Raw genomic sequence first — 25,088 nt, forward strand, 5'->3', positions numbered from 1 at the left:
CACCAGCCGTTCGCCAGAGCGAAGGATTTCGTCGTCAGCAGCGTTGGCCGCCGTCGTTGGACCGGGTTATAGGCCCCCCACTTTTCCCCGTCAACACCCGTCTCGCACTTTTTTGCGCTGCATCCGTATTTTTTCGCCAAAGCCTGATTTTCAGCCGATTTCAGACACTTCGCGCCCTGTGGACAAATTTCGCGACCGCGAATTGGTCCCGGCGACGCCGAAAACTCGGCTTCGCGAGACGCCTCGGAGTCCCCTTTCCGAGCCCTCGCACGTACGCGCGCGTGCGCGTATCCGCGCTTGCTTCATGCCTCTGCCGACCGGCGCTCGGCGCCGACGTGCGACATCGCGGCTCGTACCCGACGTCTCCGCCGCACCGCCCGCCCGGATTGACCTTTGCGCCCCCGAGGGCCACCCTTGTCAGCTGCTTCGCCACGACTTCGCCGCATCGCGGCGGCATGTGACGGGACCAACGGGCAAGACCACGCCTTCGCGACGGAAGGCCATCACGGACTTCGATGCGACATTCACCTTCCGACCGGCGCGACGCCATCGATCTCGGTCCCGACCTGCCGCTCCTCGTGGACGGTGGCCTCGGACGACTGGATCGGCGCGCCCTGTCGCTCCGGTGGCTCGCCGGCACCCTGCTCACCGCCTGCACCTCGACCTTCCTGATGGGTGGCGCGCTCTATGTCGCGCTCGACGGCCGCCACACCTATGCCGCCGTGCCGCGCGAGATCGCCGTCGGCGCCGATGACGCGCCCGAGCCGCTCGCCCGCACCGTCAACGCCGAGACCGGCGTCCTGTCGAAGGGTGACCGTCTGCGCGTCGGCCCCGATCGCGCCGCCACCCGCCAGGTGCTCAACCTGTCGACCATGACGCGGATCGGCGACCGCGATCTGGTGCGCGTCCGCCCCTTCGTCCGCATCGCCTCGGCGCTCAGCCTGAAGAAGACCGAGGCGACGGCGGACATCCCGCCCTTCAATCCGCTGAAGGTCTTCGCCGACACCGAGATCCTCGCCGGCCGCACCTCGACGGCACGCAACCCCGCCTTCTACGACGCGACGGTCGAAGGCGAGATCACGCTGCGCACCCGTGACATGCCGATGGACGTCGCCGGCTTCGACCCCGACGTGGTGATGACCGCCAACGAAGTGCAGATGATCGTCGGCGATCAGGCGCGCTTCCTCTCCGACGGCTCGATCCAGGTCGCGGCCCTGCCGGTCACCGCCTCCGACGGCGGCTTCTTCGGCGGCGCCGGAGGCAGCGGTGTCGCCTCGGCGCTCGCCATGCGCATCGTGCCGGAGAACGTCACCTTCTTCGCCAAGTCGGACAACGACCGCGCGGGTGCCGCGACCGGCAACGGCCTCGACGAGAAGACCACGACGATCGATCGCGCCGACCAGATCCGCACGCTGCTGCGCGACGCCGGCGGCGACGAGAAGGCGATCGCCGACGCGCTCAAGGCATTGGCCAAGACCTTCGACCTCAAGTCGATCGACAGCGGCTATCGCCTGCGCATCGGCACCGCCAAGGTCGACACCACCGACAAGCTGAAGCCGGTGCGCGTCACCGTCTACGCCAAGGACGGCGCCCACGTCGCCACCATCGCACTCGACGACTACGGCAACTTCGTCACCGCCCAGGAGCCGGGTCTCGGCGACGACGACGTCGGGGCCGAAGAGGACGAGACCGTGGCGGAAGCCAGCGGCGTGCCGTCGCTCTACTACAGCCTCTATCAGACCGCGATCGACAACCAGATCCCCCGCGCGCTGATCAAGAAACTGGTCGAGGTCTATTCCTTCGACGTCGACTTCAACCAGCGCGTCAAGCCGGGCGACCATTTCGAGGTGCTCTACGCCGCCGAGGACGATGCCGACGCCAAGGCGCCGCAGGAGATCCTCTACGCCTCGATCACCACCAACGGCACGCCCAAGCGCTACTACCGCTATCGTTCGCCCGATGACGGCACCGTCGACTACTACGACGAGGCCGGCAAGAGCGCGAAGAAGTTCCTGATGCGCAAACCGATGGACGGCGGCGTCTTCCGCTCCGGCTTCGGCGGCCGCCGCCACCCGGTGCTCGGCTACTACCGCATGCACACCGGCGTCGACTGGGCGGCGCCGACCGGCACGCCGATCTTCGCCTCGGGCAACGGCACGGTGACGGAAGCGGGATGGAAGGGCGGCTACGGCCGCTACGTCCGCATCCAGCACGCCAACGGCTACGAGACCGGCTACGGCCACATGTCCGGCTTCGGCAAGGGCATCGAGAAGGGCACCAAGGTGCGTCAGGGCCAGATCGTCGGTTACGTCGGCTCGACCGGCGTCTCGACCGGTCCGCACTGCCACTACGAGGTGTTGATCAACTCGGCCTTCGTCGACCCGATGCGCGTCAAGCTGCCGCGCGGCAAGGAGCTGAACGGCGGCATGCTGGCCGAATTCGGCCGCGAGCGCTCGCGCATCGACGCGCTGATGGCGAAGACCGGCACGACCAAGACCGCCGCGGCGAACTGAAGCCGGCTCACCAACCGCGATAGCGGCCCTGACGGTGATTGGTGGCGAGCACCAGATTGATCATCGCCGCGCCGAGGATCGACAGCATCACGTGGAAGGGGTCGAGCACCAGCAGCGTGCCGGCGAGGATCGCCGCGTCGAATGCCATCTGCACCTTGCCGGCCGACCAGCCGCGCGTCTCCTGCAGCCAGAAGGCGACGATGCCGACGCCGCCGAGGCTCGCCCGGTGGCGGATCAGGATCAGCAGGCCGACGCCGATCAGCAGGCCGCCGAAGATCGAGCCGAAGAACGGATCGAGCCGCCCGACCTCCATCAGCCGCGGCACCGCCCAGGTCTCGGTGGCGAGCAGCGTCACGGCGGCGACGGTCTTGAGCGTGAAGCGCCAGCCCATCCGCCACAGCGCGAAGAGATAGAACGGCGCGTTGACGATCATCAGTGCCATCGGCAGCGAGATCGCCGTGGTGTAGCCGACGAGGAAGGCGAGGCCCGGCGCGCCGCCGGTGCCCATGCCGGTGCGACGGAACAGCTCGAGCCCGACTGCCACGATCAGCGTGCCGGTCACGAGCGCGAGCAGGTCCTCGAGCGGCGTATGGGGGATCGTCTCGTCCGGCGCGTCCATCGATCGACCTTCGACTTTCGTTACGATCGATCCTCTATGCGAAGGCCGCGCCCGCGTCGAGGGGCCACACGCAAGAGGCCGCCCGAAGGCGGCCTCTCATCGTTTCTCGGCATCGCGCGGGCGCTCTCACGCCGCTTCGAGCGCCGGACCGGCGACGGTGAAGAACAGCCGATCACCACCGCCCGTCACCTCGACGCGGACACCCTCGCCGATCTCGCCCATCAGGATCTTCTCGGCCAGCGGGTCCTGCACCTCGCGCTGGATCACCCGCTTCAGCGGCCGCGCCCCGTAGGCCGGGTCGTAACCGCGATCGGCGAGCCATTCCCGCGCCGAGGGCTCGAGCGTCAGCTCGATCCGCCGGTCGGCGACGAGCTTCGTCAGCCGCGCGAACTGGATGTCGACGATCCGGCCCATGTCGGCCCGCTTGAGCCGGTGGAACAGCAGGATGTCGTCGAGCCGGTTCAGGAACTCGGGCCGGAAGTGGGCCCGGACCATCGCCATGACGTTGTCGCGCGCCTTGTCGACGTCGTCGAGCTCGCCGAGCTCGACCAGGAACTCGGCACCGATGTTCGACGTCAGCACGATGATCGTGTTGCGGAAGTCGACCGTGCGACCCTGGCCGTCGGTCAGCCGTCCGTCGTCGAGCACCTGGAGGAGCACGTTGAAGACGTCGGAATGGGCCTTCTCGACCTCGTCGAACAGGATCACCTGATAGGGCCGGCGACGCACCGCTTCGGTCAGCGCCCCGCCCTCCTCGTAGCCGACGTAGCCGGGAGGCGCGCCGATCAGCCGGGCGACCGAGTGCTTCTCCATGTATTCGGACATGTCGATGCGCACCATCGCGGTGTCGTCGTCGAAGAGGAACGACGCCAGCGCCTTGGTCAGCTCGGTCTTGCCGACGCCCGTCGGGCCCAGGAACATGAACGAGCCGATCGGCCGGTTCGGATCCTGCAGGCCGGCGCGCGCCCGGCGCACCGCGGTCGAGACCGCATGGACGGCCTCCGCCTGACCGACGACGCGGCGGGCGAGTTCATCCTCCATGCGCAACAGCTTCTCCCGCTCGCCCTCGAGCATGCGGTCGACCGGCACGCCGGTCCAGCGCGAGACGACCTGCGCCACCATGTCGGCGGTGACGGATTCCTGCCGCTCGGCGCCCTCGCCCTTGGCCTCGATCTCCTTCAGCCGGCCTTCGAGACCGGGGATGACGCCATAGGCGAGTTCGCCCGCCCGGTCGAAGCGACCGGAACGCTGCGCCTGCTCGAGTTCGAGGCGCGCCTGATCGAGGCTCTCCTTGATCTTGTTGGCCGACGCCAGCTCGTCCTTCTCCAACTGCCACTTGGCGGTGAGGCCGGCGGACTCTTCCTCGAGTTCGGAGAGCTCCTTCTCGAGCCGCACGAGACGGTCGCGCGAGCCCTGGTCGGTCTCCTTCTTGAGCGCCTCGCGCTCGATCTTCAGCTGGATGATGCGGCGATCGAGTTCGTCGAGTTCCTCGGGCTTCGAATCCACCTGCATGCGCAGCCGCGCCGAGGCCTCGTCGACCAGGTCGATCGCCTTGTCGGGCAGGAAGCGGTCGGTGATGTAGCGGTTCGACAGGGTCGCGGCGGCGACGATCGCCGAGTCGGCGATCCGCACGCCGTGATGCAGCTCGTACTTCTCCTTGAGGCCGCGCAGGATCGAGATCGTGTCCTCGACCGTCGGCTCGGAGACGAAGACCGGCTGGAACCGCCGTGCCAGCGCCGGATCCTTCTCGACGTGCTTGCGGAACTCGTCGAGCGTGGTCGCGCCGACGCAGTGCAGCTCGCCGCGGGCGAGCGCCGGCTTCAGCAGGTTCGAGGCATCCATTGCCCCGTCCGACTTGCCGGCGCCGACCAGCGTGTGCATCTCGTCGATGAAGAGGACGATGCCGCCCTCCGCCGCCTGCACTTCCGACAGCACGCCCTTGAGGCGCTCCTCGAACTCGCCGCGATACTTCGCGCCGGCGATGAGCGCGCCCATGTCGAGCGCCATCAGCTTCTTGCCCTTGAGGCTCTCCGGCACGTCGCCGTTGAGGATCCTGAGCGCCAGCCCCTCGACGATCGCCGTCTTGCCGACGCCGGGTTCGCCGATCAGCACGGGGTTGTTCTTGGTGCGGCGCGACAGGACCTGGATGGTGCGGCGGATCTCCTCGTCGCGGCCGATGACCGGATCGAGCTTGCCGTCGCGCGCCGCCTGGGTCAGGTCGCGGGCGTATTTCTTCAAGGCATCGTACTGGTTCTCGGCCGAGGCGCTGTCGGCGGTGCGGCCCTTGCGGATGTCGTTGATCGCGGCATTGAGCGTGTTCGGCGTGACGCCGGCCGCCGCCAGGATCTTGCCGGCGTCCGAATCCTTGTCGAGCGCGATGGCGACGAGCAGCCGTTCGACGGTGACGAAACTGTCGCCCGCCTTCTCGGCGATCTTCTCGGCCTGATCGAAGAGCCGCGCGGTCGGCGCCGCCAGATAGAGCTGGCCGGAGCCGCCGGACACTTTCGGCAGCTTGTCGAGCGCCGCATCGACGGCCTTCAGCGCATCGCGCGAACGGCCGCCGGCGCGATCGATCAACCCGGCGCAGAGCCCCTGGTCGTCGTCGAGCAGCACCTTGAGCAAGTGCTCGGGGAGAAACTGTTGATGGCCCCGCGACAGGGCCATGGTCTGCGCCGACTGCAGGAACCCGCGGGCGCGTTCGGTCATCTTCTCGATGTTCATGACTTCCCTCCTGGCCCGTCGCCCCGCCGCCCCGATCGGGCACGGCCACGCGACGTCTGGATCGATGGGTGGACCCCGGCCATGGACCGAGATCTCGTCTTCGAGGGCAAATGTGGGGAGCGATCACCCCGCTGTGAAGAGGCCGAATGCAGCTTTGCGACGCGCCCGCTTGACGTCCGTGCGCCGATCGGCCGAATGGACGGCCCGGACGACCGAAACGGAGCCTGCCCATGACCGCACGCGTCGCCACCCTCTGGCGTTATCCCCTCAAGGGCTTCTCGCCCGAGACCCTCGAGAGCGTCGATCTCGCCGCCGGCGAGACCATGCCCTTCGATCGCGCCTTCGCCATCGAGAACGGTCCCTCTGGCTTCGATCCCGCGGCACCCGCCCATCTGCCCAAGATCAAGTTCCTCTGCCTGATGCGCAACGCCGCGCTGGTGAAGCTGCAAATCCGTTTCGATCCCGAAACGAATGAGCTGACCATCGCGGAAGCGGGCGAGACCCGTCTCGTCGCCCGGCTCGACACTGCGGACGGCATCGCCGCCGTCGAGGCCTTCGTCACCGAGCGCTTCCCCGCCGAGCTGCGCGGGGCGCCGAAGCTCCTGCGCGCGCCCGGCCATTCCTTCTCCGACGTGGCGAAGAAGGTGCTGCATCTCGTCAATGCCGAGACCATCCGCCGGATGGAGCGCGACCTCGGCATGCCCGTCGACCCGCTGCGCTTCCGCCCCAACATCGTCGTCGACGGCCTCGAGGCGCGTGCCGAACTCGACTGGCCGCGCGAGATGCGTCTGACCATCGGCGGCATCCCCTTCGAGGTGGTCAAGCGCACCGAGCGCTGCGCCGCCACCACGGTCAACCCGGCGACCGCCGAGCGCGACCTCCAGATCCCGCGCCATCTCATGCAGACGCTCGGCCACACCGACTGCGGCATCTACGTCCGCGTGCTCGAACCCGGCCGCCTGTCGCGCGGCGACGCGCTGGTGGTGTGAGACATCCGACCGACGCCGAATACGAAAGAGGCCCGGATCTCGCGATCCGGGCCTCTTTCATGATGGGATGTGCGATCCGATCACTCGGCGACGGGTTCCGCCGCCGGAGCCTCGGTCTCGCCCTCGCCGGCCTCGTAGGCCGGACGGCGGCCACGACCGCGACCGCCACGGGTGCGGCGACGCGGCGCCTCGTCGTCACCGACGGCTTCCGCCGCATCGACGGCCGGGGCCTCGACGGGCGCCTCGACCGGCGCGGCGACACGGGTCGGCGCAGCGGTCAGGAAGGCGGGCAGCGCCGAGAGATCGGCGACGTCGTCGGCTTCCGGCTTGGCGGCCTCGGCGCGACGCGGGCGACGCTCGCCCTCGAAGCGACCTTCGCGACGGCCTTCGGCCCGCTCCGGGCGCTCGGCCCGTTCCGGACGTTCCGCACGCTCGGCTCGCTCGGGACGCTCGGGACGCTCAGGGCGTTCGACGCGCTCCGGCCGGTCGCCCCGTTCGGGACGATCGCCGCGGTCGCGGAAGTTGGTGCGCTCACGGCCACGGCCGCGATCACCCCGAACACGGTCGTCGCGCAGCCGCTCGCCGCGGCCGTCGACCGGCAGATCGTCGAGGAAGGGCTGCGGCGCATCCGGCGACATGAAGCCGTCGTCGCCGACCACCGGAGCCTGACGCGCCTCGGCGCGCGGCTCGACCCTAGCCTCGCCGGTGTTCTCGTCGAAATCCTCTTCGTCCTCGTCGGACTGGATGTCGGAGCGCACGATCGGCTGCGGCTGCGGCATGGTGGCCTGCGCGGCGGCGATGATGCGGTAGTAGTGCTCGGCGTGCTGGAGATAGTTCTCCGCCAACACCGGGTCGCCGCTCGACTGCGCATCGCGCGCCAGGGCGACGTACTTCTCGGCGATGTGGAGGGCCGTGCCGCGAATCTTGACGTCGGGACCGGTCGACTCGTAGCTGCGGCTCAGCGGATTGGGACCCTTGCGACCACCACCTCCGCCATTGTTGTTGCCGCCGCCGCCACCACCGCGACCACGCATGCGCTTGTTGGAATTACCCTGTCTCATACCCGTGCGATCTCTGCCGAGGAACATGTTTCGAGGTCTCGTCCTCTGTCGGGCCTCCTCTGCCGAGGCCCATGTGCGAGGGCGTGCCGGACAATGCGCAACGGGCCCCCGCTCCGCGCGCAGACTCTCGTCCTTCCAGCTTTCGCGCCGCTCGATCCGCTCCGTGTCCCAGGGAAATCCCCTGCGAGACGAAGTCACCGTTGCCGGTGGATCGAAGCGATACGGTCACGAACGGGCATTACGGCCCCTGAAAGTGTTGGACGAACCGTAAGTCCGACGGCCGTCCCCCCTCGAGATGCGGCCACCACGTACGACGGTCTCTCCCGATCGGGAGGCCCCTTCCCAGCGGCGCTACAAGAGCGCATCGCAGGTCCACGTCCGTCGACGATTTGCTTCGGTGCTTGGACCGTAACGATTTCTCGCCCGGTTTCCAAGGCTTATTTTGAGGCAGCCGTGTCGCGGGGGCGCCGGGCGACCACCACGCGGTCGCGCCCGGCGAGGTCGGGGACGACCGCAACGCCCTCGAGACCGACCGCCGCGAACAGCGCCGAGACCGCCTTCCCCTGTCGCCAGCCGATCTCCACGGCGAGGAATCCGCCCGGTTTCAGCGCCGCGAACGCCTGGGCCGCGATCTCGCGATAGGCGTCGAGCCCGTCCGCCCCGCCGTCGAGCGCCAGCCGCGGGTCATGGAGCCGCACCTCGGCGTCGAGGTCGTCGATGTCCGACGTCTCGATGTAGGGCGGATTGGAGAGGATCGCGTCGAAGGCGCCCGGCGCCAGCATCGAGCCCTGCGACCCGGCGACGAAGATCACCCGGTCGCCGACGCCGTTGGCTCCCGCATTCGCTCGCGCCGTGGCGATCGCTTCCTCGGCCAGATCGCTCGCCACCGCCCGCGCGTCGGGAAGCTCGGCAAGGATCGCCACCACGATCGCGCCCGAGCCGACGCCGAGATCGGCAAAGACGGGGGCCGCGACGCCCTCGAGGCGCGAAAGCGCCACCTCGACCAGCGTCTCTGTGTCCGGCCGCGGCACCAGCGTCGCCTCCGACAGCGCGAAGCGCAGACCGTGGAACCACGCCTCGCCGACGACGCGTTGCACCGGTTCGCCGGCGATCCGCCGCTCGGCGAGCGCGGCGATGCGGGCGATCTCGTCGTCCGAGACCGCCCGATCGCCCTTCGCGATCAGTCCGGTGAGATCCAACCCGAGCACATGACCGAGGATCAGCCGCGCCTCCGCGACCGCTCCCTCGCCCGACCCGGCGAGCGCCGCGCGCAGCGCCCGGCCGACCGTGTCGACGGTCTTCACCGCGAGACCCGCCAGCCGCTCGGCGACACCCGCGCTCATGTCTCGGCCTCCGCCAGCAGCGTCGCCTGATGGTCGGCGACCAGCGCGTCGACGATCGTGTCGAGCGCCTCGCCGGCCATCATCCGGTCGAGCTCGTAGAGCGTCAGTTCGATGCGGTGATCGGTGACGCGGCCTTGCGGGAAATTGTAGGTGCGGATGCGCTCGGAACGATCGCCCGAGCCGACCTGTCCGCGACGATCCGCCGCGCGCGCCGCCGCCAGCCGCTCGCGCTCGATGTCGAACAGCCGGGTGCGCAGGAGCGCGATCGCCTTGGCGCGATTCTGGTGCTGCGAACGTTCCTCCTGCACCGCCACGGCGATGCCGGTCGGCAGATGCGTCACGCGCACCGCGCTGTCGGTCTTGTTGACGTGCTGGCCGCCGGCGCCCGAGGCACGGAACGTGTCGAAGGCGAGATCGGACGGCGCGATCGCCACGTCGACCTCCTCGGCCTCGGGCAGCACCGCGACGGTCGCCGCCGAGGTGTGGATGCGCCCGCCCGATTCCGTCACCGGCACGCGCTGCACCCGGTGGACGCCCGATTCGAACTTCAGCCGGCCGTAGGCCCCGGCGCCGGAGATCTCGGCGACGATCTCCTTGTAGCCGCCGAGTTCGCTCTCGCTCGCCGAGAGCACCGTCACCGTCCAGCCGTGCAGCGCCGCGTGGCGGGTGTACATGCGGAAGAGATCGCCGGCGAAGAGCGCCGCCTCGTCGCCGCCGGTGCCGGCGCGCACCTCGAGGATGACGCTGCGATCGTCGGCAGAATCCTTCGGCAGCAGCGCGAGACGGACGGCGCGGTCGAGAGCGGCGACACGCGCCAATGCCTGCGGCCGTTCCTCCGCCGCCATCGCCCGCATCTCGGCGTCGGTTTGCGCGTCGGCGAGGAGTTGGTCGAGCCCGGCGAGTTCGGCTTCGGCTGCCCGCAGCGCCCGGATCGCCTCGACCAGCGGCTCGAGTTCGGCGCGGTCGCGCGACAACGCCGCCCATTCGCTGCCGTCGACGCCGGCGTTCATCCGCGCGTCGAGGACGGCAAAACGGTCGAGAACCGCATCGAGCTTGGCCGAGAGGGACATGGGGGGATCGGGCGCGAGGAAAGACGACGGGCGGCGGAGCGTGACGGGATCCGCCGCTAGGGGACGACCGGCAGGCCCTGCTCTTCCGCGAACGTCTTCAGCACCGCGCGCAGATCCTCGTTCGGCCGGCCGCCGGCCTCGAGCCGCGGCAGGACGCGGGCGCGGAGCTTGGCGACGTCGAGATCGAGCAGCAGCGACTTCACCGGACCGACCGACGACGACGACATCGACAGCGACCGATAGCCGAGCGCCACCAGCGCCATCGCCTCGAGCGGCTTGCCCGCCAACTCGCCGCACAACGTCACCGGCACGTGATGTTCGGCCGCCTTGTCCTGGATCAGCTTCAGCATGCGCAGGAACGGCAGCGACATCGGGTCGTAGCGACCCGACAGCCGGTTGTTGCCGCGATCGGCCGCGAAGGTGAACTGGAACAGGTCGTTGGAGCCGACCGAGGCGAAATGCACCTTGGAGAAGAGCTCGTCGAGCTGGAAGAGGAGCGAGGGCACCTCGATCATCACGCCGAGCTTGATCGTCTCCGGCAGCTCGTAGCCGAGCCGCTTGAGGAAGTTCTTCTCGCGTTCGACCAGCGCCTGGGCGCGCTCGTATTCCGAGACGCTGGCGACCATCGGGAACATCAGACGCAGCTCGCGCCCGGCCGCGGCCTTCAAGAGCGCGCGGACCTGGATGCGCAGCAGACCCGGCCGGTCGAGACCGATGCGGATCGCCCGCCAGCCCATCGCCGGGTTCTCTTCCTCTTCGAAGGACTGGGCATAGGGCAGGATCTTGTCGCCGCCGATGTCGAGCGAGCGGAAGGTGACGGGCTTGCCGCCGGCCGATTCCAGCACCTTGCGATAGAGCGATTCCTGCTCCGCCGCCCGCGGGAAGGACGTCGCCACCATGAACTGCAGTTCGGTGCGGAAGAGACCGATGCCCGATGCACCCGATTCCTCGAGATGCGGCAGATCGAGGAAGAGCCCGGAGTTCAGCAGCAACTGGACGTGCTGGTTGTCGCGGGTGATCGAGGGCTTCGACTTCAGCCGGCGATACTGCGCCTGCTTGCGGGCGCGGAAGCGCACCTTCTCGGCGAAGGCCGCCTCGACGTCGGGCGCCGGGCGCAGATGGACGATGCCCAGTTCGCCGTCGACGATGATCGAATCGCCATCCTCGACCAGCGAGACGACGCCCTCGATCTGGCCGACGACCGGAATGCCGAGCGAGCGCGCGACGATCGAGATGTGGCTGGTCGGCGCGCCCTCCTCGAGCACGAGACCCTTGATGCGGTCGCGGTCGTAGTCGAAGAGATCGGCCGCGCCCATGTTGCGGGCGACGATCACCGCGTCCTTCGGCAGCTCGCCGGCCATCGGCCCGTGCGGCTTGCCGATCAGTTCGCGGATCAGGCGGTTGGCCAGCGCGTCGAAGTCGTGCAGGCGTTCGCGAAGATAGGGGTCGGTCTGGCGCAGCATGCGCGCGCGGGTGTCAGACTGGACCTTCTCGACCGCTGCTTCCGCCGTCAGGCCGTTCTTCACGGCCTCTTCCATCTTGCGCACCCAGCCGCGGTCGTAGGCAAACATGCGATAGGCCTCGAGCACGTCGCGGTGCTCGCCGACCTGATCGAGTTCGCTCGACGACAGCAGGTCGTCGACCGAGATGCGCAGCTTCTCGATCGCCGCCTCGAGCCGCCGCGCCTCGCGGCTGGCGTCGTCGGCGATGAGGGCGGAGATGACGATGCGCGGCTCGTGCAGGACGACGTGGCCGAGGCCGACGCCCTCGCCGAGGCCGACGCCGTCGAGATGCATCGGCCGCTTCACGTCGAGCGCCGAGCCCGGCAGCATCAGGTGGTCGAGCCCGCCGGCCGCGATCATCTCGGCGATGATCATGGCGGTCGTCTGGAGGATCTCGACCTCGTCTTCCTGATAGGTGCGATGCGCCTTGTTCTGGACGACCAGCACGCCGAGCATGCGGCCGGCACGCAGGATCGGCACGCCGAGGAAGGCGTTGAACATCTCCTCGCCGGTTTCCGGCTTGTAGGCGAAGGCCGGATGCGACTGGGCGTTGGGCAGGTTGAGGCAGCGCGCCTCCGACGCGATCAGGCCGACGAGGCCCTCGCCGACCTTCAGCGAGGTCTGGTGCACCGCCTCGCGCTTGAGGCCGACGGTGGCGGCGAGTTCGAGGACGTTGTCGTCGCGCAGCACGTAGACCGAGCACACCTCGGCCACGACGTTGGTGGCGATCTGTTCGACGATGTGGTCGAGCCGCTCCTGCGCGTCGATCGGCTGCGCCATCAACTCGCGGAGTTTGCGGAGCAGGATGCGCGGTGCGCCCAGAGATCCTCGCATCTCCGCTCTCTCCTCTCCGAAGGCTCGGCACGCGGGGGCCGATCCCCCGGAATCCGATTCCACCATGTCACCGATCCGCGTCCGAAATCAATCGGATCGCCGTCACCATGGGGAATCCGTCGGGCGCGACCGGCGGGCGCGCCCGGACAATCCGCCGATCAGGCCTTGTCGAGGCCGTAGGCGGTGTGGAGGGTGCGCACAGCCAGCTCGGTATAGGCCGCGTCGATCAGCACGGAGATCTTGATCTCGGACGTGGTGATGGCGCGGATGTTGATGCCCTTGGAGGCCAGCGCCTGGAACGCCTGGGCGGCGACGCCGGCGTGCGAGCGCATGCCGATGCCGATCACCGACACCTTGACCACGTCGGACGCCGACTCGATGACCGTCGGGCCGATGTCGGCCTGGGCCGCCTCGAGCACCGCGGTGGCGCGGGCGAGTTCGGCTTCCGGCACGGTGAAGGTGATGTCGGTCGTGGAACCGTCCGGCGACGTGTTCTGCACGATCATGTCGACGTTGATGTTGGCCTCCGCCAGCGGGCCGAAGACGCGGGCGGCGACGCCCGGCTTGTCGGCAACGCGGCGCAGCGAGACCTGCGCCTCGTCCTTGGAGTAGGCGATACCGGTGACGACCTGAGTTTCCACGATCTCGTCCTCGTCGCAAATGAGAGTTCCCGGCGGGTTGCCGTTGGCGTCGACCCCGACCGTGTCGGGATCTTCGAAGCTCGAACGCACGAAGGTGCGCACCTTCTTGACCATGGCGAGCTCGACCGACCTGACCTGCAGCACCTTGGCGCCGAGCGAGGCCATCTCGAGCATTTCCTCGAAGGCGACCTTCTCCAGCCGGCGCGCCTTGGAGACGATGCGCGGGTCGGTGGTGTAGACGCCGTCGACGTCGGTGTAGATGTCGCAGCGATCGGCCGAGACCGCCGCCGCGATCGCCACGGCGCTCGTGTCCGAGCCGCCGCGGCCCAGCGTCGCGATCCGCCCCGTCGGGCCGATGCCCTGGAAGCCGGCGATCACCGCCACCTCGCCGCCGCTCATCACGTCGATCAGCCGGGCGCCGTCGATGTCCATGATGCGGGCGGCGCCGTGGGCGTCGTCGGTGACGAGCGGGATCTGCCAGCCCTGGAACGAGCGCGCCGGGATGCCCATCGACTGCAGCACGATGGCGAGCAGACCCGACGTCACCTGTTCGCCCGAGGCGACCACCGCGTCGTATTCCATCTGGTCGAAGAGCCCGGCCTTGGCCTCGCCGCTCTTGGCGGCGTCCTGGACATAGGCGACCAGCTGGTTCGTCACGCCGGACATGGCGGAGACGACGACCGCGACCTGATGGCCGGCCTTCACCTCGCGCGCCACGTGGCGGGCGACGTTGCGGATGCGTTCGACGTTGGCGACGGACGTGCCGCCGAATTTCAGGACCAGACGGGCCATCGTGCCACTCGCGATCGATGCCGAAAGATGCGACGCGACGCGCCTTCGCGCCCCGCGTCACGGGTCGGGCGCTTGATACATCGAAGGCTTTCGCGGCGCAACGCCGCGTTTTCTCCGTGGTTTCGGCTGGCGAGCGCCCGCCGCCCCCTCGCCGCGCTTGACCTCGCCCGCCCGCCGGCTACCTTCCGGAGCGCCAGACGAGGACCAGAGCCATGACCATCCCCCACGCCCGCGCCACCGTCGACGAGACGGAGATCGGCAATTTCGAGGCCATGGCCGCCGAGTGGTGGGATCCGAACGGCCGCCTCCGGCCGCTGCACGAGATGAACCCGGTCCGCCTCTCCTGGCTGAAGCGCGAGATCTGCCGCCGGTTCGGCCGCTCCGAGGACGACACCCGCGCCCTCGAGGGCCTGACGGTCTGCGACGTCGGCTGCGGCGGCGGCCTCCTCACCATTCCGCTCGCCCGCCTCGGCGCGATGGCGACCGGCGTCGACGCCGGCGCCGCCAATGTCGAGGCCGCCCGCGTCCAGGCCGAGAAGGACGGCGTCGACGTCGCCTGGCGCACCGGCACCGCCGAGGAACTGGCCGCCGAGGGCGCCACCTTCGACGTCGTCGTCGCCATGGAGATCGTCGAGCACGTCGCCGACCTGCGGCTCTTCCTCGAGACCGTCGCGAAGCTCGTCCGCCCCGGCGGCCTGCTGTTCCTGGCGACGCTCAACCGCACGCCGAAGAGCTTCGCCCTCGCCGTCGTCGGCGCCGAATACATCATGCGCTGGCTGCCGCCGGGCACCCACACCTGGTCGAAGTTCGTCACCCCGCGCGAGCTCGAGCGCGGCGTCGAGGCGACCGGCCTCGAGGTCCAGGCCGCCTGCGGCATGGTCTTCGACCCGCTGCGCTGGTCGTGGTCGCTGAAGCCGGGCGATCTCGACGTGAACTACCTGATGGTCGCCGAACGCCCCGACCGGACCTGACACGGACAGCGAGGTCGCAGATGAGGCCCGATCCCGCCGCTACCCTGCGCCGATCCGACCGGACCGCGCGACCGCCGGCCACCTCGCCCGTCGCGAGCCGCCTGCGTCTCGCCGCCGCAGCGACCCTCGTCGCCGGCCTCGGCGCCGCCGGCGGACTGCGGCTCTTCGGCGATCTCGGCAACGAAGCGGCGACCACCTTCGAACGCACCCGGCTGCAGGAGCTCCAGCTCGAACGCATGGGCGGCAAGTTCGCCGTCGAGGCGGCGCGCTTCACCCAGTGGTTCGACAGCCTGTGGAGCGGCGAGAAGCTGCCGGTGACGATCCTCGTCTGCACGGTCGCGGGCGCCGCCTTCCTGTGGTGGATCGCCGGCCTCGCCGCGGTCGACGTCGGCGACGAGGAGACTCGCGACCGCCGACGCACCGGCGGCGATGCCGCCTCCTCGGACGGCGACGGCAACCACGGGCATGACGGCGGCTCTCACGGCAGCGACGGCGGAGACGGCGGCGACTGACGCCGCGCGCCCCGACCGCAGGCACCCCATCCCCGACTGATCCGAAAACGACGAAGGGCGACGGTTTCCCGTCGCCCCGCTCTCGTCGATCGACCGCGCGCCGCGATCACTCCTCGTCGTCGTCTCCGCCGTCGTCGCCGCCGTCATCGTCGTCGCCGCCGTCATCGTCGCCCGAGTCGTCGTCGCCTTCGTCCTCGTCGTCACCGCCGTCGTCGTCTTCCGACTCGTCCTCCGAATCGTCGTCGCCGTCCGAGTCGTCCTCGTCCTCTTCGGACTCGTCGCCCTCGTCGTCGGAGTCGTCATCCTCGGATTCGTCGTCGTCCGACTCCTCGTCGTCGCCGTCGTCCTCGGACTCGTCATCCTCGGCGTCGTCGTCCTCGTCGGAGTCCTCCTCGTCGTCCGATTCCTCGTCGTCCTCGGAGTCCTCGTCGTCGCCGTCCTCGGAGTCGTCATCGGACTCGTCGTCGCCGTCCTCGTCCGAGTCTTCGTCGTCGGAGTCCTCGTCCTCCTCGTCGTCGGACTCTTCCTCGTCCTCGTCGGACTCGTCGTCATCCGACTCTTCGTCGTCCGAGTCCTCCTCGTCCTCGCTCTCCTCCTCGGACGTCTCTTCCTCTTCCTCCTCGATCGTCTCTTCGGAGGATTCCTCGATCGTCGTCTCCTCGGTCGTCACTTCGATCGAGGTCTCCTCGAGATAGGTCGTGACGTCGAAGGTCTCGAGCATGCTCCAGCGGCCTTCCGAGGCCCAGGAGACGTAGCTCGACCATTCCTCGGTGACCGTGGTCTGGAACGGCAGGATCGTGTCGGCGAAGAGATCGACGACGATCGACGCATAGTCCTCGATGCGGAAGGGCGAGATCGGGAAGTCGACGCCGCGACCGTCGTTGGTGACCGGATCGAGCGTGTCCGACCACACCTCGCGCGGCGGCGGCAACGGCACGCGCGGCACGAACACCCAGCTGTCGCCGAAGTTGAACTTCGGGTTCATCAGGTAGTCGTAGGGCATGTAGCAATAGCCCTTGTCGCCCCACTCGGCGCCCCACGAGTTGCGCACGATGAAGACCCGTTCGGCCTCGTTGTAGCCGACCGCGCACATGGCGTGACCACCGTGCGAGGCGCGGCCGACGTCCTCGGGCGAGGGCATCGGCACCACGCCGCCACGCTTGGAGGCCTCGTCGAACGACTTGAACAGCGCCACGCCGAAGACGATCGGCCGACCTTCCGCCAGCGCCTGCTTCCAGGCGTCGAGCTCGAGCGGCACCTTGGCCATGTCCTGGACGCGATTGCCGTAGCCCTCGCGATAGGCTTCCTGGCCCGGCTTCTTCAGGATCAGCCGCTTGTCGAAGGGCCACGCCTTCTCCGGGCAGGCGCCGAACTTGGCGAGGCTCTCCATCGCCAGCTGGATGACCGCGCCCTCGTCCTTGTCCTGATCACCACCGCGCCAGCGGGCGTTGTAGTAGACGAAGAGCCGCGACACGTCGGTCTGCTGCCGCGTCGCCCGCTTGACCCAGTACTCCCAGGCGCCCGCGACCGCGTTGGCGACGCAGGAGTTGGTCTGCCCCTGGTCCTCGACCGGCGTCATCAGCGAGCGCAGGTCGACCCGGTTCGGCAGCTTGGCGTATTTGATCGAGATGCCGGGCGCATATTCCGGCGCCTCGGCCCGCGCCGCCATCGCCCGATAGCCCGAAGACCGTCCCTCGACGATGCTCGGCGCTGCGCCGGAGGAGGCGGCCGCGAGCGGAGCAGGCTTCGCGTCGGAGGCATCGGTATCGTCGGCCTCGGCGCTCTCGCCCGCCTCGTCGGAGGGTTCGTCGTCGCCGGCATCGGCGGAAGCCTCTTCGGCCTCGTCGCCCTCGGCTTCGTCGGCATCGGCCGCGGCATCGGGCGCCTCGTCGACACCGTCTTCACCCGCCTCGGCCGTGTCGGCGTCATCGGCCTCCGTCTCGGCATCGGCCTCGTCGTCCGCGCCGTCGCTCTCGTCGGCTTCCGGCGTCTCGTGCGCCGAAGCCGACGACGAGGCCGCGACCCCGACCGCCAGGGCGGCGAGACCGGCCGCGGCGGCGATGCCGGCGGCCTTGGCGAGACCGGAGCCCGAGCCCTCGGCAGGGGCCGGCGCAGGGGCAGGAGCCGGGGGTGACGCGGCGAGGGCCGCCGCCGGTCTGGAAGGCTCCTCGTCGCCTTCGCCGTCCTCGCCGTCCTCGTCCTCCGCTTTTGCCGGCGCCGGCGCGGCCTTGGCGGGCACGGCAACTGCAGGGGCCGCGGCGGCGGCAGGCGGAGCGGCCTTGGCCGGCGCATCGAGCCCGGCGAGCGGCTGCGGCGCGGCTGCGGTCTTCTCGGTAGGCAGGAGACCCGAGGCGGACAGCACCCCCCCGATCTCGGCGATCGACTTGTCGAGGGCCTGCAGCGTCAGATAGCGCGGATCCTTCTTCAAGGCCTCGGCGACGTTGGCACGCAGAACTTTCAGTTGCTCGAGGATTTCCGTCGGCATGACACTTCCCCTCCCCGGGAGACGCCCTCACACGCCGCCGCTCCTGCGGTGGCGTAGAGTCAGCGTCGCACGGAAAATCGAGAAGAATCAAGCAGCGGTCGAGGTCCGGGCCGATTCTGGACGCTCGTCTTTCGTCGGCTGCACGGCAGCGATCGCGGCGAGCTCCGCCCGCAGGGCGACGGCGATCGCGGCCACCCGGTCGGCGGCGTCGGTGCGCCCTTCGGGATCGATGGCCGCGATTTCGGTCTTCAGGACTTCGAGACGTTCGAGAACGCGAGGCAGCATGGCCGGATACTCCCAACAGCGGCTGGCGGCGACATCCGACCATCCTGCCCGCGAATGCTTAACGAAGGCTGGCCGGGCCCTTGCCGACCGATCCGCGCCGTCTAGGATGACCGTGGTGGGCGCCGCATCGGGCGGCACCGACCGACGGAGGGCATCGCGTGATTCTCGGCATCGTCTTCACCGTCGTCTGGTTGGGTCTGGCGGCCGTCTGGTTCGTCATGTCGCTGATGGCCGGCGCCATGGCCAACGACGCCGGTACCGTCGCCGCCGAGGTCCATGCCCGTCTGCTGATCACCATGATGGTCGGCGAGGCGCTGGTGGCGGTCGCAGGCCCGCTCGGCGGCGCCGCCCTCGCCTTCGCGGCCTCGGCGGGCCTCCTGTGGAAGCTCTTCGCCGCAGCCCTCGTCCTCGGCATCGTCCTGCAGGTCTACGCCGTCGTCGCCATGCTGAACGCCGCCTCCGCCTGATCACCGGCGGGGTGGGCAACCGCAAAGCCGTCGAAGATTCTCCGCAGGGTCCGGAAAACGAAAAAGCCCCGGCGAACCGGGGCTTTTCGGAGGAGATTTGGTGGAGCCAAGGGGAGTCGAACCCCTGACCTCTTGAATGCCATTCAAGCGCTCTCCCAACTGAGCTATGGCCCCACTGTCTCCTGCCGGGCTTGGGTAACCCCGGCGACGGCGGCGATCTCTAAAGGCATCGCCGCCCCTGATCAAGCCCCTTTCGCTCGGACCATCGCTTTTTTTTCGAAGTCACGGGCAGAACTGTGGAAAATCCGTCGGAGAGCGACGGATTTCCGGGGGCTGGAGCGCCTCAGCGCTCCTCGTCTTCGGTCTCGACGTCGATGTCGATGCCGTCGATGTCCTCGTCCTCGTCGTCCGCTTCGAGGAACGTGTCGTCGTCGCCGATGTCGGCGATCTCTTCGTCCTCGATCTCCGGCACGTCCTCGCCGCCGCCCTGTTCGGCATCGGCCTCCTCGAGGCTGACGAAATCGACCTGCGCCTCCTCGGTCTCGACCTCTTCTTCTTCCTCGACCGGAGCGGCCTTGGCGCGCAGCGCCACCGCCGAGATCGTGAAGGCCGTTCCGCACTTGGGGCACAGAATCGGATCGCGGTTGAGGTCGTAGTACTTCGTGCCGCAGTTCTGGCAGAGGCGCTTGGTGCCGAGTTCGGGTTTCGCCACGGATCGTCTCGCTCATTGGAGATGGAAAGGTCTTCCCCTCTAGTCCGAGAAACCATGAGTGTCAAAACCCGATTTCGCGTCGGAGCGCCGCATTCCGGCCCTTCCTTCGGATGACGCCCGTCGGCGCGCGTGCTAGGAGGGGCGCCCGAACGAGATCCGGGCGAGAGATACGAGGACGATCATGAGCCACGCCGCCACGCCGATGCCGCTTTCCGCCCGCGCGGGCGCGAGCCTGAAGGGCCGGATTCGTGTGCCGGGCGACAAGTCGATCTCCCATCGTTCGCTGATGTTCGGCGCGGTTTCGCTCGGCGAGACCCGCATCGAGGGCCTGCTCGAGGCCGACGACGTGCTGGCGACCGGCCGCGCCATGGCGGCACTCGGCGCCACGGTCACCCGCGACGGTGAAGGCGCCTGGCGCGTCTCGGGGCTCGGCTGCGGCGGCCTCCTGGAGCCCGAGAGCGTGCTCGACTTCGGCAATGCCGGCACCGGCTCGCGCCTGACCATGGGCCTCGTCGGCGGCCACGCGATCGCCGCGACCTTCGTCGGCGACGCCTCGCTGTCGCGCCGCCCGATGGGCCGCGTGCTCGATCCGCTGCGCGCCATGGGCGTCGAGGTGATCGCGCGGGCCGGCGACCGCCTGCCGCTGACGCTGCGGGGCCCGAAGAGCCTCCTGCCGATCACCTACCGTGTGCCGATGGCCTCGGCGCAGGTGAAGTCGGCGGTGCTGCTGGCCGGCCTCGGCGCGGCCGGCACCACCACGGTGATCGAACCCGTCGCCACCCGCGACCACACCGAACGCATGCTCGAGGGCTTCGGCGCCGAGCTCTCGGTCGAGATCGACGCCGACGGCGCCCGCGTCATCCGTCTGAAGGGCCGGCCGGAGCTGAAGGCGCAACACGTCGTCGTCCCCGGCGACCCGTCGTCGGCCGCCTTCGCGATCGTCGCCGGCCTGATCGTTCCGGGCTCCGACGTCACCGTCGAGAACGTGCTGCTGAACCCGCTGCGCACCGGCCTCTTCCAGACGCTGATCGAAATGGGTGCGGACCTGACGATCGAGAACGAGCGCCTCTCGGGCGGCGAGCGCATCGGCGACGTCCATGTCCGGTCGTCGCAGCTGAAGGGCGTCGTGGTGCCGCCGGAGCGCGCTCCGAGCATGATCGACGAATACCCGATCCTCTCGATCGCCGCCGCCTTCGCCGAAGGCCCCACCGTGATGGAAGGGCTCGAGGAGCTGCGCGTCAAGGAGAGCGACCGCCTCGCCGCCGTCGCCCGCGGCCTCGAAGCCAACGCCATCGCCTGCACCGAGGGCGAGGCGAGCCTCGTCGTCGCCGGCCGCAAGGCGGGCGTGAAGATCGGCGGCGGAAGGGTCGCGACCCATCTCGACCACCGCATCGCCATGAGCTTCCTGGTGCTCGGGCTGGCGGCGGATACGGCCGTGACGGTCGACGACACGGCCATGATCGCGACGTCCTTCCCCAGCTTCCGCGGCCTGATGGAAGGGCTGGGAGCCCGGTTTGCCGAAGGCTGACGCCCGCGCCCGAATCGGCCCGATCCCGAAATGCGAAACGGCCGGCGGAGCGCTCCGCCGGCCGTTTTCATGAAATCCGCGAGACGGGCGTCACACCCGCATCGGCATCAGGACGTAGAGCGCCGTCGAGGGCTCGGCGTCGTCCGAGATCAGGGTCGGCGACCCCGGATCGGAGAAGCGGAAGAGCGCGCTCTCGGTCTCGAGCTGGCCGGCGATGTCGAGCAGGTAGCGGCTGTTGAAGCCGATGTCGAGCGTCTCCTGATCGTACTCGACCGGCAGTTCTTCCGTCGCCGAACCGCTGTCCGGGTTGGTGACGGAGAGCACCAGCTTGCCCTCGCTCATCGTCAGCTTCACGGCACGACCGCGCTCCGACGAGATGGTCGAGACGCGGTCGACGGCGGTGGCGAACTCGCCGCGGTCGACGCGCATCAGCTTGTCGTTGCCCTGCGGGATGACGCGGCCGTAGTCGGGGAACGTGCCGTCGATCAGCTTCGACGTCAGCACGATGCCGACCGACGGGCTGTCGCCCTCCTTGGCCTGGAAGGTCAGGCGGATCTTGCTGTCGGACAGCTCGACCGTGACCTTGGCCTCGGGGTCCTCGACCAGCTTCTGGATCTCGCCGACGGTCTTGCGCGGCACGATGACGCCCGGCATGTCCTCGGCCCCGTGCGGCGCCTCGATCTCCGCGCGCGCCAGCCGGTGGCCGTCGGTGGCGACCGCGCGGAACTTCAGCCCGCCGCCGTTCTCCACCGCGTGGAAATAGATGCCGTTCAGGTAGTAGCGCGTCTCCTCGGTGGAGATCGCGAACCAGGTGCGGTCGACCAGGCGCTTCAGGTCGGCGGCCGCCAGCGTGAACGTGTGGCTGAAGGTGCCGGCCGTCAGGTCGGGGAAGTCGCTCTCCGGCAGCATCTGCAGCGAGAACTTCGACCGGCCCGAGCGGATGTCGAGCGTCGCGCCGTCGGAGCGGGTGGCGAGTTCCACCTGGGCGCCGTCGGGCAGCTTGCGCACGATGTCGTGGATCATGTGCGCCGGCACCGTGGTGGCGCCCGGCTCGGAGACGACCGCGGGAATGGCCTCGGAGATCTCGATGTCGAGATCGGTCGCCTTCAGCTTCAACTCGCCGCCTTCGGCGCGCAGGAGGACGTTCGAGAGGATCGGGATGGTGTTGCGGCGCTCCACGACCCGATGGACGTGGGTCAGGGACTTCACCAGCTGCGCGCGCTCGACGGTCACTTTCATCGATGTGTTCCGAAGGTCCGGCTGTGGCCCGCGCGAAATGCGCGGATGGAGGGATTCCGTCCGGTCATGCGACCGGGGGCGAAGACCTTCGCCCGTCCCGCTTCCGGACGCAAGTCCCGCAATGCGGAAGTCACGCTTTTCGCCGTCATCCGGCGGTGATTCCGGCCGTCGCGTCGTGGGTCCTGGCGCGCGCGATGCGCACCCCACGGCTCTGCATGTCCTTCAACTGGACATACATCTCGGCCGCCGAAAGCGCGTCGTTGAAGGCATCGTGCAGCGTCAGCGTCCTCAACCCCAGATCACGGGTGATGGCCGCGAAGGAGAGGTCTATCTGGGTACCCTGCGGCGCATCGCCGTACTTGCGCTCGTAGTAGAGGCCCGAGACCTCGATCCGCCGGTTGGGCAGGCGAAATCCGTAGTAGTCCTTCACGTAGCGGTCGATCATCGCCGCGTCGTAGTCGATCCAGTAGCCGACCAGCGGCCGTCCACCGAGGAAATCGAGGAACTCCGGCAGCACCTCGCGCATCGGCCGGGCATCCGCCACGTCCTTGGCGCGCAGCTGGTGGACGCGGATGGCGTCGGCCCGCATCTCGGCTTCCGGCCGCACATAGACGTCGAAGGACTGCGACGTCAGGATCTTGTTGCCGGCGATGCGGATCGCCGAGATCGAGATGATGTCGTCGCGCCTGGTGTCGAAACCGGTCGTCTCGCAGTCCACCGACACCACCTCGCCGGAAGGGTCGTCGGCGAAGAGGACCCGCCAGCGTTCGTCCTTGAGCCGCATCAGGTCGAGGCGGCGTCTCGCCCAGTCGAACATCACCGCCCCCTCAGAACATGCCGAGCTTGAAGTGGTTGCGGACGATCTCGCGGAACTGCTTCACCACGCGCAACGCGTCGCGCATCAGGTCGCGCTCGAGGGTCGTCAGATCCGACGGGCGCAGCAGCGATTCGCCCTCGGTGGTGCCCGCCAGATGCGCCCGGAGCTGCGAGCGCAGGCGCAGCTGTACGAACCAGCCGAAGGCCTCGGCGAGATCGCGTGCGAAGGCCTCGTCGAAGAGATGGGTCGCCGCGATCGCCTGGATGCGTTCCACCGTCGAGGTCTGGGTCAGGCCCTTCTCGATGGCGAGGCTGCGGATGCCGTGGACGATCGGGAAGGTGCCCGACTTCTTGAGGTCGATCGCCTCCTCGCGGCCGACGGTGGCGAGGATCGACGAGACGATGCCGCCCGGCCCCGGGAACTGGTCGATCGCCTTGGCGAAATGGGCGATCGCCACGGTCTCGCCCGCCATCATGTCGATGAAGGCACGCTTGGCCTTGGCCAGCAGCTCGGCATCGCCCGCGACCGCCACCGCGTCGAAGAAGATGCCGAGATTCATCGGGCTGTCTTCGTCCGGCGTATGCACCCAGCGCTTCAGCTGGACGATGAAGTCGTCGAGCGTCTGCGACCAGATCGGGTTCGACACCATCACGTTGCCCGGGCACGGCGGGAAGCCGAATCGGGCGAGCGCGCCCTGGAACTCGGTTCTGAACCGCTCCAGATCCTCCGCCGGCACGGGCTTCGCCAGGAGAAGGCCGTTGTCCTGGTCGGTGCGCACCGTCTGTTCGCCGCGACCTTCCGAGCCCATCACCATCAGGCAGCCGCTCTCGCGAATGCTCTCCGGCGCGATCATCTCGAACAGCTTGCGGAAGAGATGGCGGTTGAGATCCGAGGTGATCGCCGCGATGTCGTAGACCTTGATGCCCTGGCGATGCAGCCGCTCCACCTGCGACTGGATGTCGGCCGCCGCCGCCGCCAGATCGTCGATCGACCGTGCCCGGACGATTCGGCCGGGGATCAGCTGCGAATTGCCGGCGAAGAGGCCGAGGATGTCGATGTCCTCGAGCACGCCGACGGTGTCGCCGTCGCGCGTCACCACGAGGCGGCGCTTGTTGTGGCGCGTCATGGTGATCAGAGCGTCGAAGACGAATTCGTCGTCGCCGACGGTGATCAGGTTCCAGCTGGTGCATTCGCCGACCGGCGTCGACAAGGGCAGTTTCGACAGGATCGCCGCCTTGGACAGATTGGTCCGCGTCACGATGCCGACCCGGTCGGCGCCGAGCACCAGCAGACTGTTGGTGTCGGTGTCGGTCATCCGCCGCTCGGTCTCCTCGATCGTCGCGGAAGCGTCGATGAAGACCGGTGGACGCAGCCGCGCCTCGCAGATACGGGTGCGCAGCACGCCTTCGAGGCCCTCGCCCCGATCGCCCTTGGCGGCTTCGGCGAGCTTGCGCGAGATGTCCTGATAGAAGAAGGCGGCGAAACCCGGATTGCGGTGGATGAGGCCGAGCAGCGTCGCGCGCGGCACGAGATAGGTCAGCGTCTCCTCGCAGGCGACGTAGCGCGCGCCGGCACCACCGTGGACCACGGCGCGTGCCCCGAAGGTCTCCTTCGGCCCGAGCACCGCCACCACGTGCTCGTCGTCGTCGTGCTCTTCGACCGCACCCTTGAGGACGACGTGGTAGTGCTCGGACGGCGCACCGCGCGCGAGGATCGTCTCGCCCTCCGGCCAGTAGCCGATGTCGAGAGACGCGACGAGTTCGGCCGCCTCCGCCTCGTTCAGGCGATCGAAGGGCGGGCTCTTGGTATCGAAGGATCTGGGCATGGCTCACCGGGCGATCGCGACGCCGACCGGCATCGCGCGGGATCGTTGCCCGCGGACGGCGGGCCGTGACGGGACCGGCGATCCGGACGGGCCCCTCGCCCCGCCCCGATCGAGGAACGAACGGCCGGAAGCCCTCTCGAGCGCCCGGCCGTTCGGAACTCG

Annotated in this window: 19 protein-coding genes and 1 tRNA gene; 6 read left to right on the forward strand and 14 right to left on the reverse strand. The window is 69.0% G+C overall.

Going from position 1 to position 25,088, the window contains the following annotated elements:
- The first annotated feature begins 515 nt into the window (after positions 1 to 515).
- Positions 516 to 2,513 carry a peptidoglycan DD-metalloendopeptidase family protein gene (locus ACT53U_RS13160; protein WP_476155749.1) on the forward strand — a complete coding sequence of 666 codons (1,998 nt, stop codon included), beginning with the start codon at positions 516 to 518 and terminating at the stop codon, positions 2,511 to 2,513.
- Positions 2,514 to 2,520: 7 nt separating this feature from the next.
- Here the strand turns inward: ACT53U_RS13160 and ACT53U_RS13165 are convergent, their stop codons facing one another.
- Both ACT53U_RS13165 and clpB read right to left on the reverse strand, forming a co-directional pair.
- Positions 2,521 to 3,132 (reverse strand): YitT family protein, encoded by a 612-nt coding sequence (locus tag ACT53U_RS13165; protein WP_476155750.1) that lies wholly within the window; start codon positions 3,130 to 3,132, stop codon positions 2,521 to 2,523.
- A gap of 126 nt (positions 3,133 to 3,258) precedes the next feature.
- Complete coding sequence (gene clpB, locus ACT53U_RS13170) at positions 3,259 to 5,853, reverse strand: ATP-dependent chaperone ClpB (protein ID WP_476155751.1); 2,595 nt, start codon at positions 5,851 to 5,853, stop codon at positions 3,259 to 3,261.
- A 230-nt stretch (positions 5,854 to 6,083) separates the two neighbouring features.
- On the opposite strand from clpB, the gene ACT53U_RS13175 reads away from it, so the two are divergent.
- Positions 6,084 to 6,842 carry an MOSC domain-containing protein gene (locus ACT53U_RS13175; RefSeq protein ID WP_476155752.1) on the forward strand — a complete coding sequence of 253 codons (759 nt, stop codon included), beginning with the start codon at positions 6,084 to 6,086 and terminating at the stop codon, positions 6,840 to 6,842.
- Between the two features lie 80 nt (positions 6,843 to 6,922).
- Here ACT53U_RS13175 and ACT53U_RS13180 read toward each other — a convergent pair whose 3' ends face one another.
- The 5 genes from ACT53U_RS13180 to ACT53U_RS13200 all read right to left on the reverse strand — a co-directional run bounded on the left by ACT53U_RS13180 (position 6,923) and on the right by ACT53U_RS13200 (position 14,085).
- Entirely contained in the window at positions 6,923 to 7,903 is a 981-nt protein-coding gene (locus ACT53U_RS13180; RefSeq protein WP_476155753.1) for a DUF4167 domain-containing protein, read from the reverse strand.
- 437 nt (positions 7,904 to 8,340) lie between these two features.
- A complete protein-coding gene (prmC, locus tag ACT53U_RS13185; RefSeq protein ID WP_476155755.1) occupies positions 8,341 to 9,246 on the reverse strand; it encodes a peptide chain release factor N(5)-glutamine methyltransferase in 906 nt (301 codons plus the stop codon).
- Positions 9,243 to 10,316: a peptide chain release factor 1 gene (gene prfA / locus ACT53U_RS13190; protein WP_476155757.1), complete on the reverse strand. Its 1,074-nt coding sequence runs from the start codon at positions 10,314 to 10,316 to the stop codon at positions 9,243 to 9,245. Before prfA ends, prmC begins: the two co-directional genes overlap by 4 nt.
- A 56-nt stretch (positions 10,317 to 10,372) precedes the next feature.
- Entirely contained in the window at positions 10,373 to 12,652 is a 2,280-nt protein-coding gene (ptsP, locus tag ACT53U_RS13195; protein ID WP_476155758.1) for a phosphoenolpyruvate--protein phosphotransferase, read from the reverse strand.
- A 158-nt stretch (positions 12,653 to 12,810) separates the two neighbouring features.
- Positions 12,811 to 14,085 carry an aspartate kinase gene (locus ACT53U_RS13200; protein WP_476155760.1) on the reverse strand — a complete coding sequence of 425 codons (1,275 nt, stop codon included), beginning with the start codon at positions 14,083 to 14,085 and terminating at the stop codon, positions 12,811 to 12,813.
- A 212-nt stretch (positions 14,086 to 14,297) separates the two neighbouring features.
- On the opposite strand from ACT53U_RS13200, the gene ubiG reads away from it, so the two are divergent.
- Together ubiG and ACT53U_RS13210 are read left to right on the forward strand one after the other, a co-directional pair.
- Positions 14,298 to 15,056, forward strand: a complete 759-nt coding sequence (gene ubiG, locus ACT53U_RS13205; protein ID WP_476155762.1) for a bifunctional 2-polyprenyl-6-hydroxyphenol methylase/3-demethylubiquinol 3-O-methyltransferase UbiG — start codon at positions 14,298 to 14,300, stop codon at positions 15,054 to 15,056.
- 20 nt (positions 15,057 to 15,076) lie between these two features.
- Positions 15,077 to 15,568 carry a hypothetical protein gene (locus ACT53U_RS13210; RefSeq protein ID WP_476155764.1) on the forward strand — a complete coding sequence of 164 codons (492 nt, stop codon included), beginning with the start codon at positions 15,077 to 15,079 and terminating at the stop codon, positions 15,566 to 15,568.
- A gap of 106 nt (positions 15,569 to 15,674) precedes the next feature.
- On the opposite strand, the gene ACT53U_RS13215 is transcribed toward ACT53U_RS13210, so the two are convergent.
- Both ACT53U_RS13215 and ACT53U_RS13220 read right to left on the reverse strand, forming a co-directional pair.
- Positions 15,675 to 18,053 (reverse strand): C1 family peptidase, encoded by a 2,379-nt coding sequence (locus ACT53U_RS13215; RefSeq protein WP_476155765.1) that lies wholly within the window; start codon positions 18,051 to 18,053, stop codon positions 15,675 to 15,677.
- Positions 18,054 to 18,140: 87 nt separating this feature from the next.
- Complete coding sequence (locus tag ACT53U_RS13220; RefSeq protein ID WP_476155767.1) at positions 18,141 to 18,338, reverse strand: hypothetical protein; 198 nt, start codon at positions 18,336 to 18,338, stop codon at positions 18,141 to 18,143.
- 158 nt (positions 18,339 to 18,496) lie between these two features.
- Here ACT53U_RS13220 and ACT53U_RS13225 point away from each other — a divergent pair, with 158 nt between their 5' ends.
- Positions 18,497 to 18,805: a hypothetical protein gene (locus tag ACT53U_RS13225; protein ID WP_476155769.1), complete on the forward strand. Its 309-nt coding sequence runs from the start codon at positions 18,497 to 18,499 to the stop codon at positions 18,803 to 18,805.
- A 98-nt stretch (positions 18,806 to 18,903) separates the two neighbouring features.
- On the opposite strand, the gene ACT53U_RS13230 is transcribed toward ACT53U_RS13225, so the two are convergent.
- Both ACT53U_RS13230 and ACT53U_RS13235 read right to left on the reverse strand, forming a co-directional pair.
- Positions 18,904 to 18,979, reverse strand: a tRNA-Ala gene (locus ACT53U_RS13230).
- A gap of 169 nt (positions 18,980 to 19,148) precedes the next feature.
- Entirely contained in the window at positions 19,149 to 19,517 is a 369-nt protein-coding gene (locus tag ACT53U_RS13235; protein ID WP_476133304.1) for a TIGR02300 family protein, read from the reverse strand.
- A gap of 181 nt (positions 19,518 to 19,698) precedes the next feature.
- Between ACT53U_RS13235 and aroA the strand changes: the two genes are divergently transcribed.
- A complete protein-coding gene (aroA, locus tag ACT53U_RS13240; RefSeq protein ID WP_476155771.1) occupies positions 19,699 to 21,045 on the forward strand; it encodes a 3-phosphoshikimate 1-carboxyvinyltransferase in 1,347 nt (448 codons plus the stop codon).
- A 90-nt stretch (positions 21,046 to 21,135) separates the two neighbouring features.
- On the opposite strand, the gene dnaN is transcribed toward aroA, so the two are convergent.
- From dnaN to ACT53U_RS13255, 3 genes are all read right to left on the reverse strand, one after another.
- The gene (gene dnaN / locus ACT53U_RS13245) at positions 21,136 to 22,284 is read right to left on the reverse strand and encodes a DNA polymerase III subunit beta (protein ID WP_476155772.1); all 1,149 of its coding nucleotides are present in this window, start codon (positions 22,282 to 22,284) and stop codon (positions 21,136 to 21,138) included.
- 145 nt (positions 22,285 to 22,429) lie between these two features.
- Entirely contained in the window at positions 22,430 to 23,101 is a 672-nt protein-coding gene (locus tag ACT53U_RS13250) for a 3'-5' exonuclease (protein ID WP_476155774.1), read from the reverse strand.
- Positions 23,102 to 23,111: 10 nt separating this feature from the next.
- Entirely contained in the window at positions 23,112 to 24,926 is a 1,815-nt protein-coding gene (locus ACT53U_RS13255) for a DUF294 nucleotidyltransferase-like domain-containing protein (RefSeq protein ID WP_476155775.1), read from the reverse strand.
- Between the last annotated feature and the right edge of the window lie 162 nt (positions 24,927 to 25,088).

This window comes from Pinisolibacter sp. DMC19, assembly GCF_056313985.1.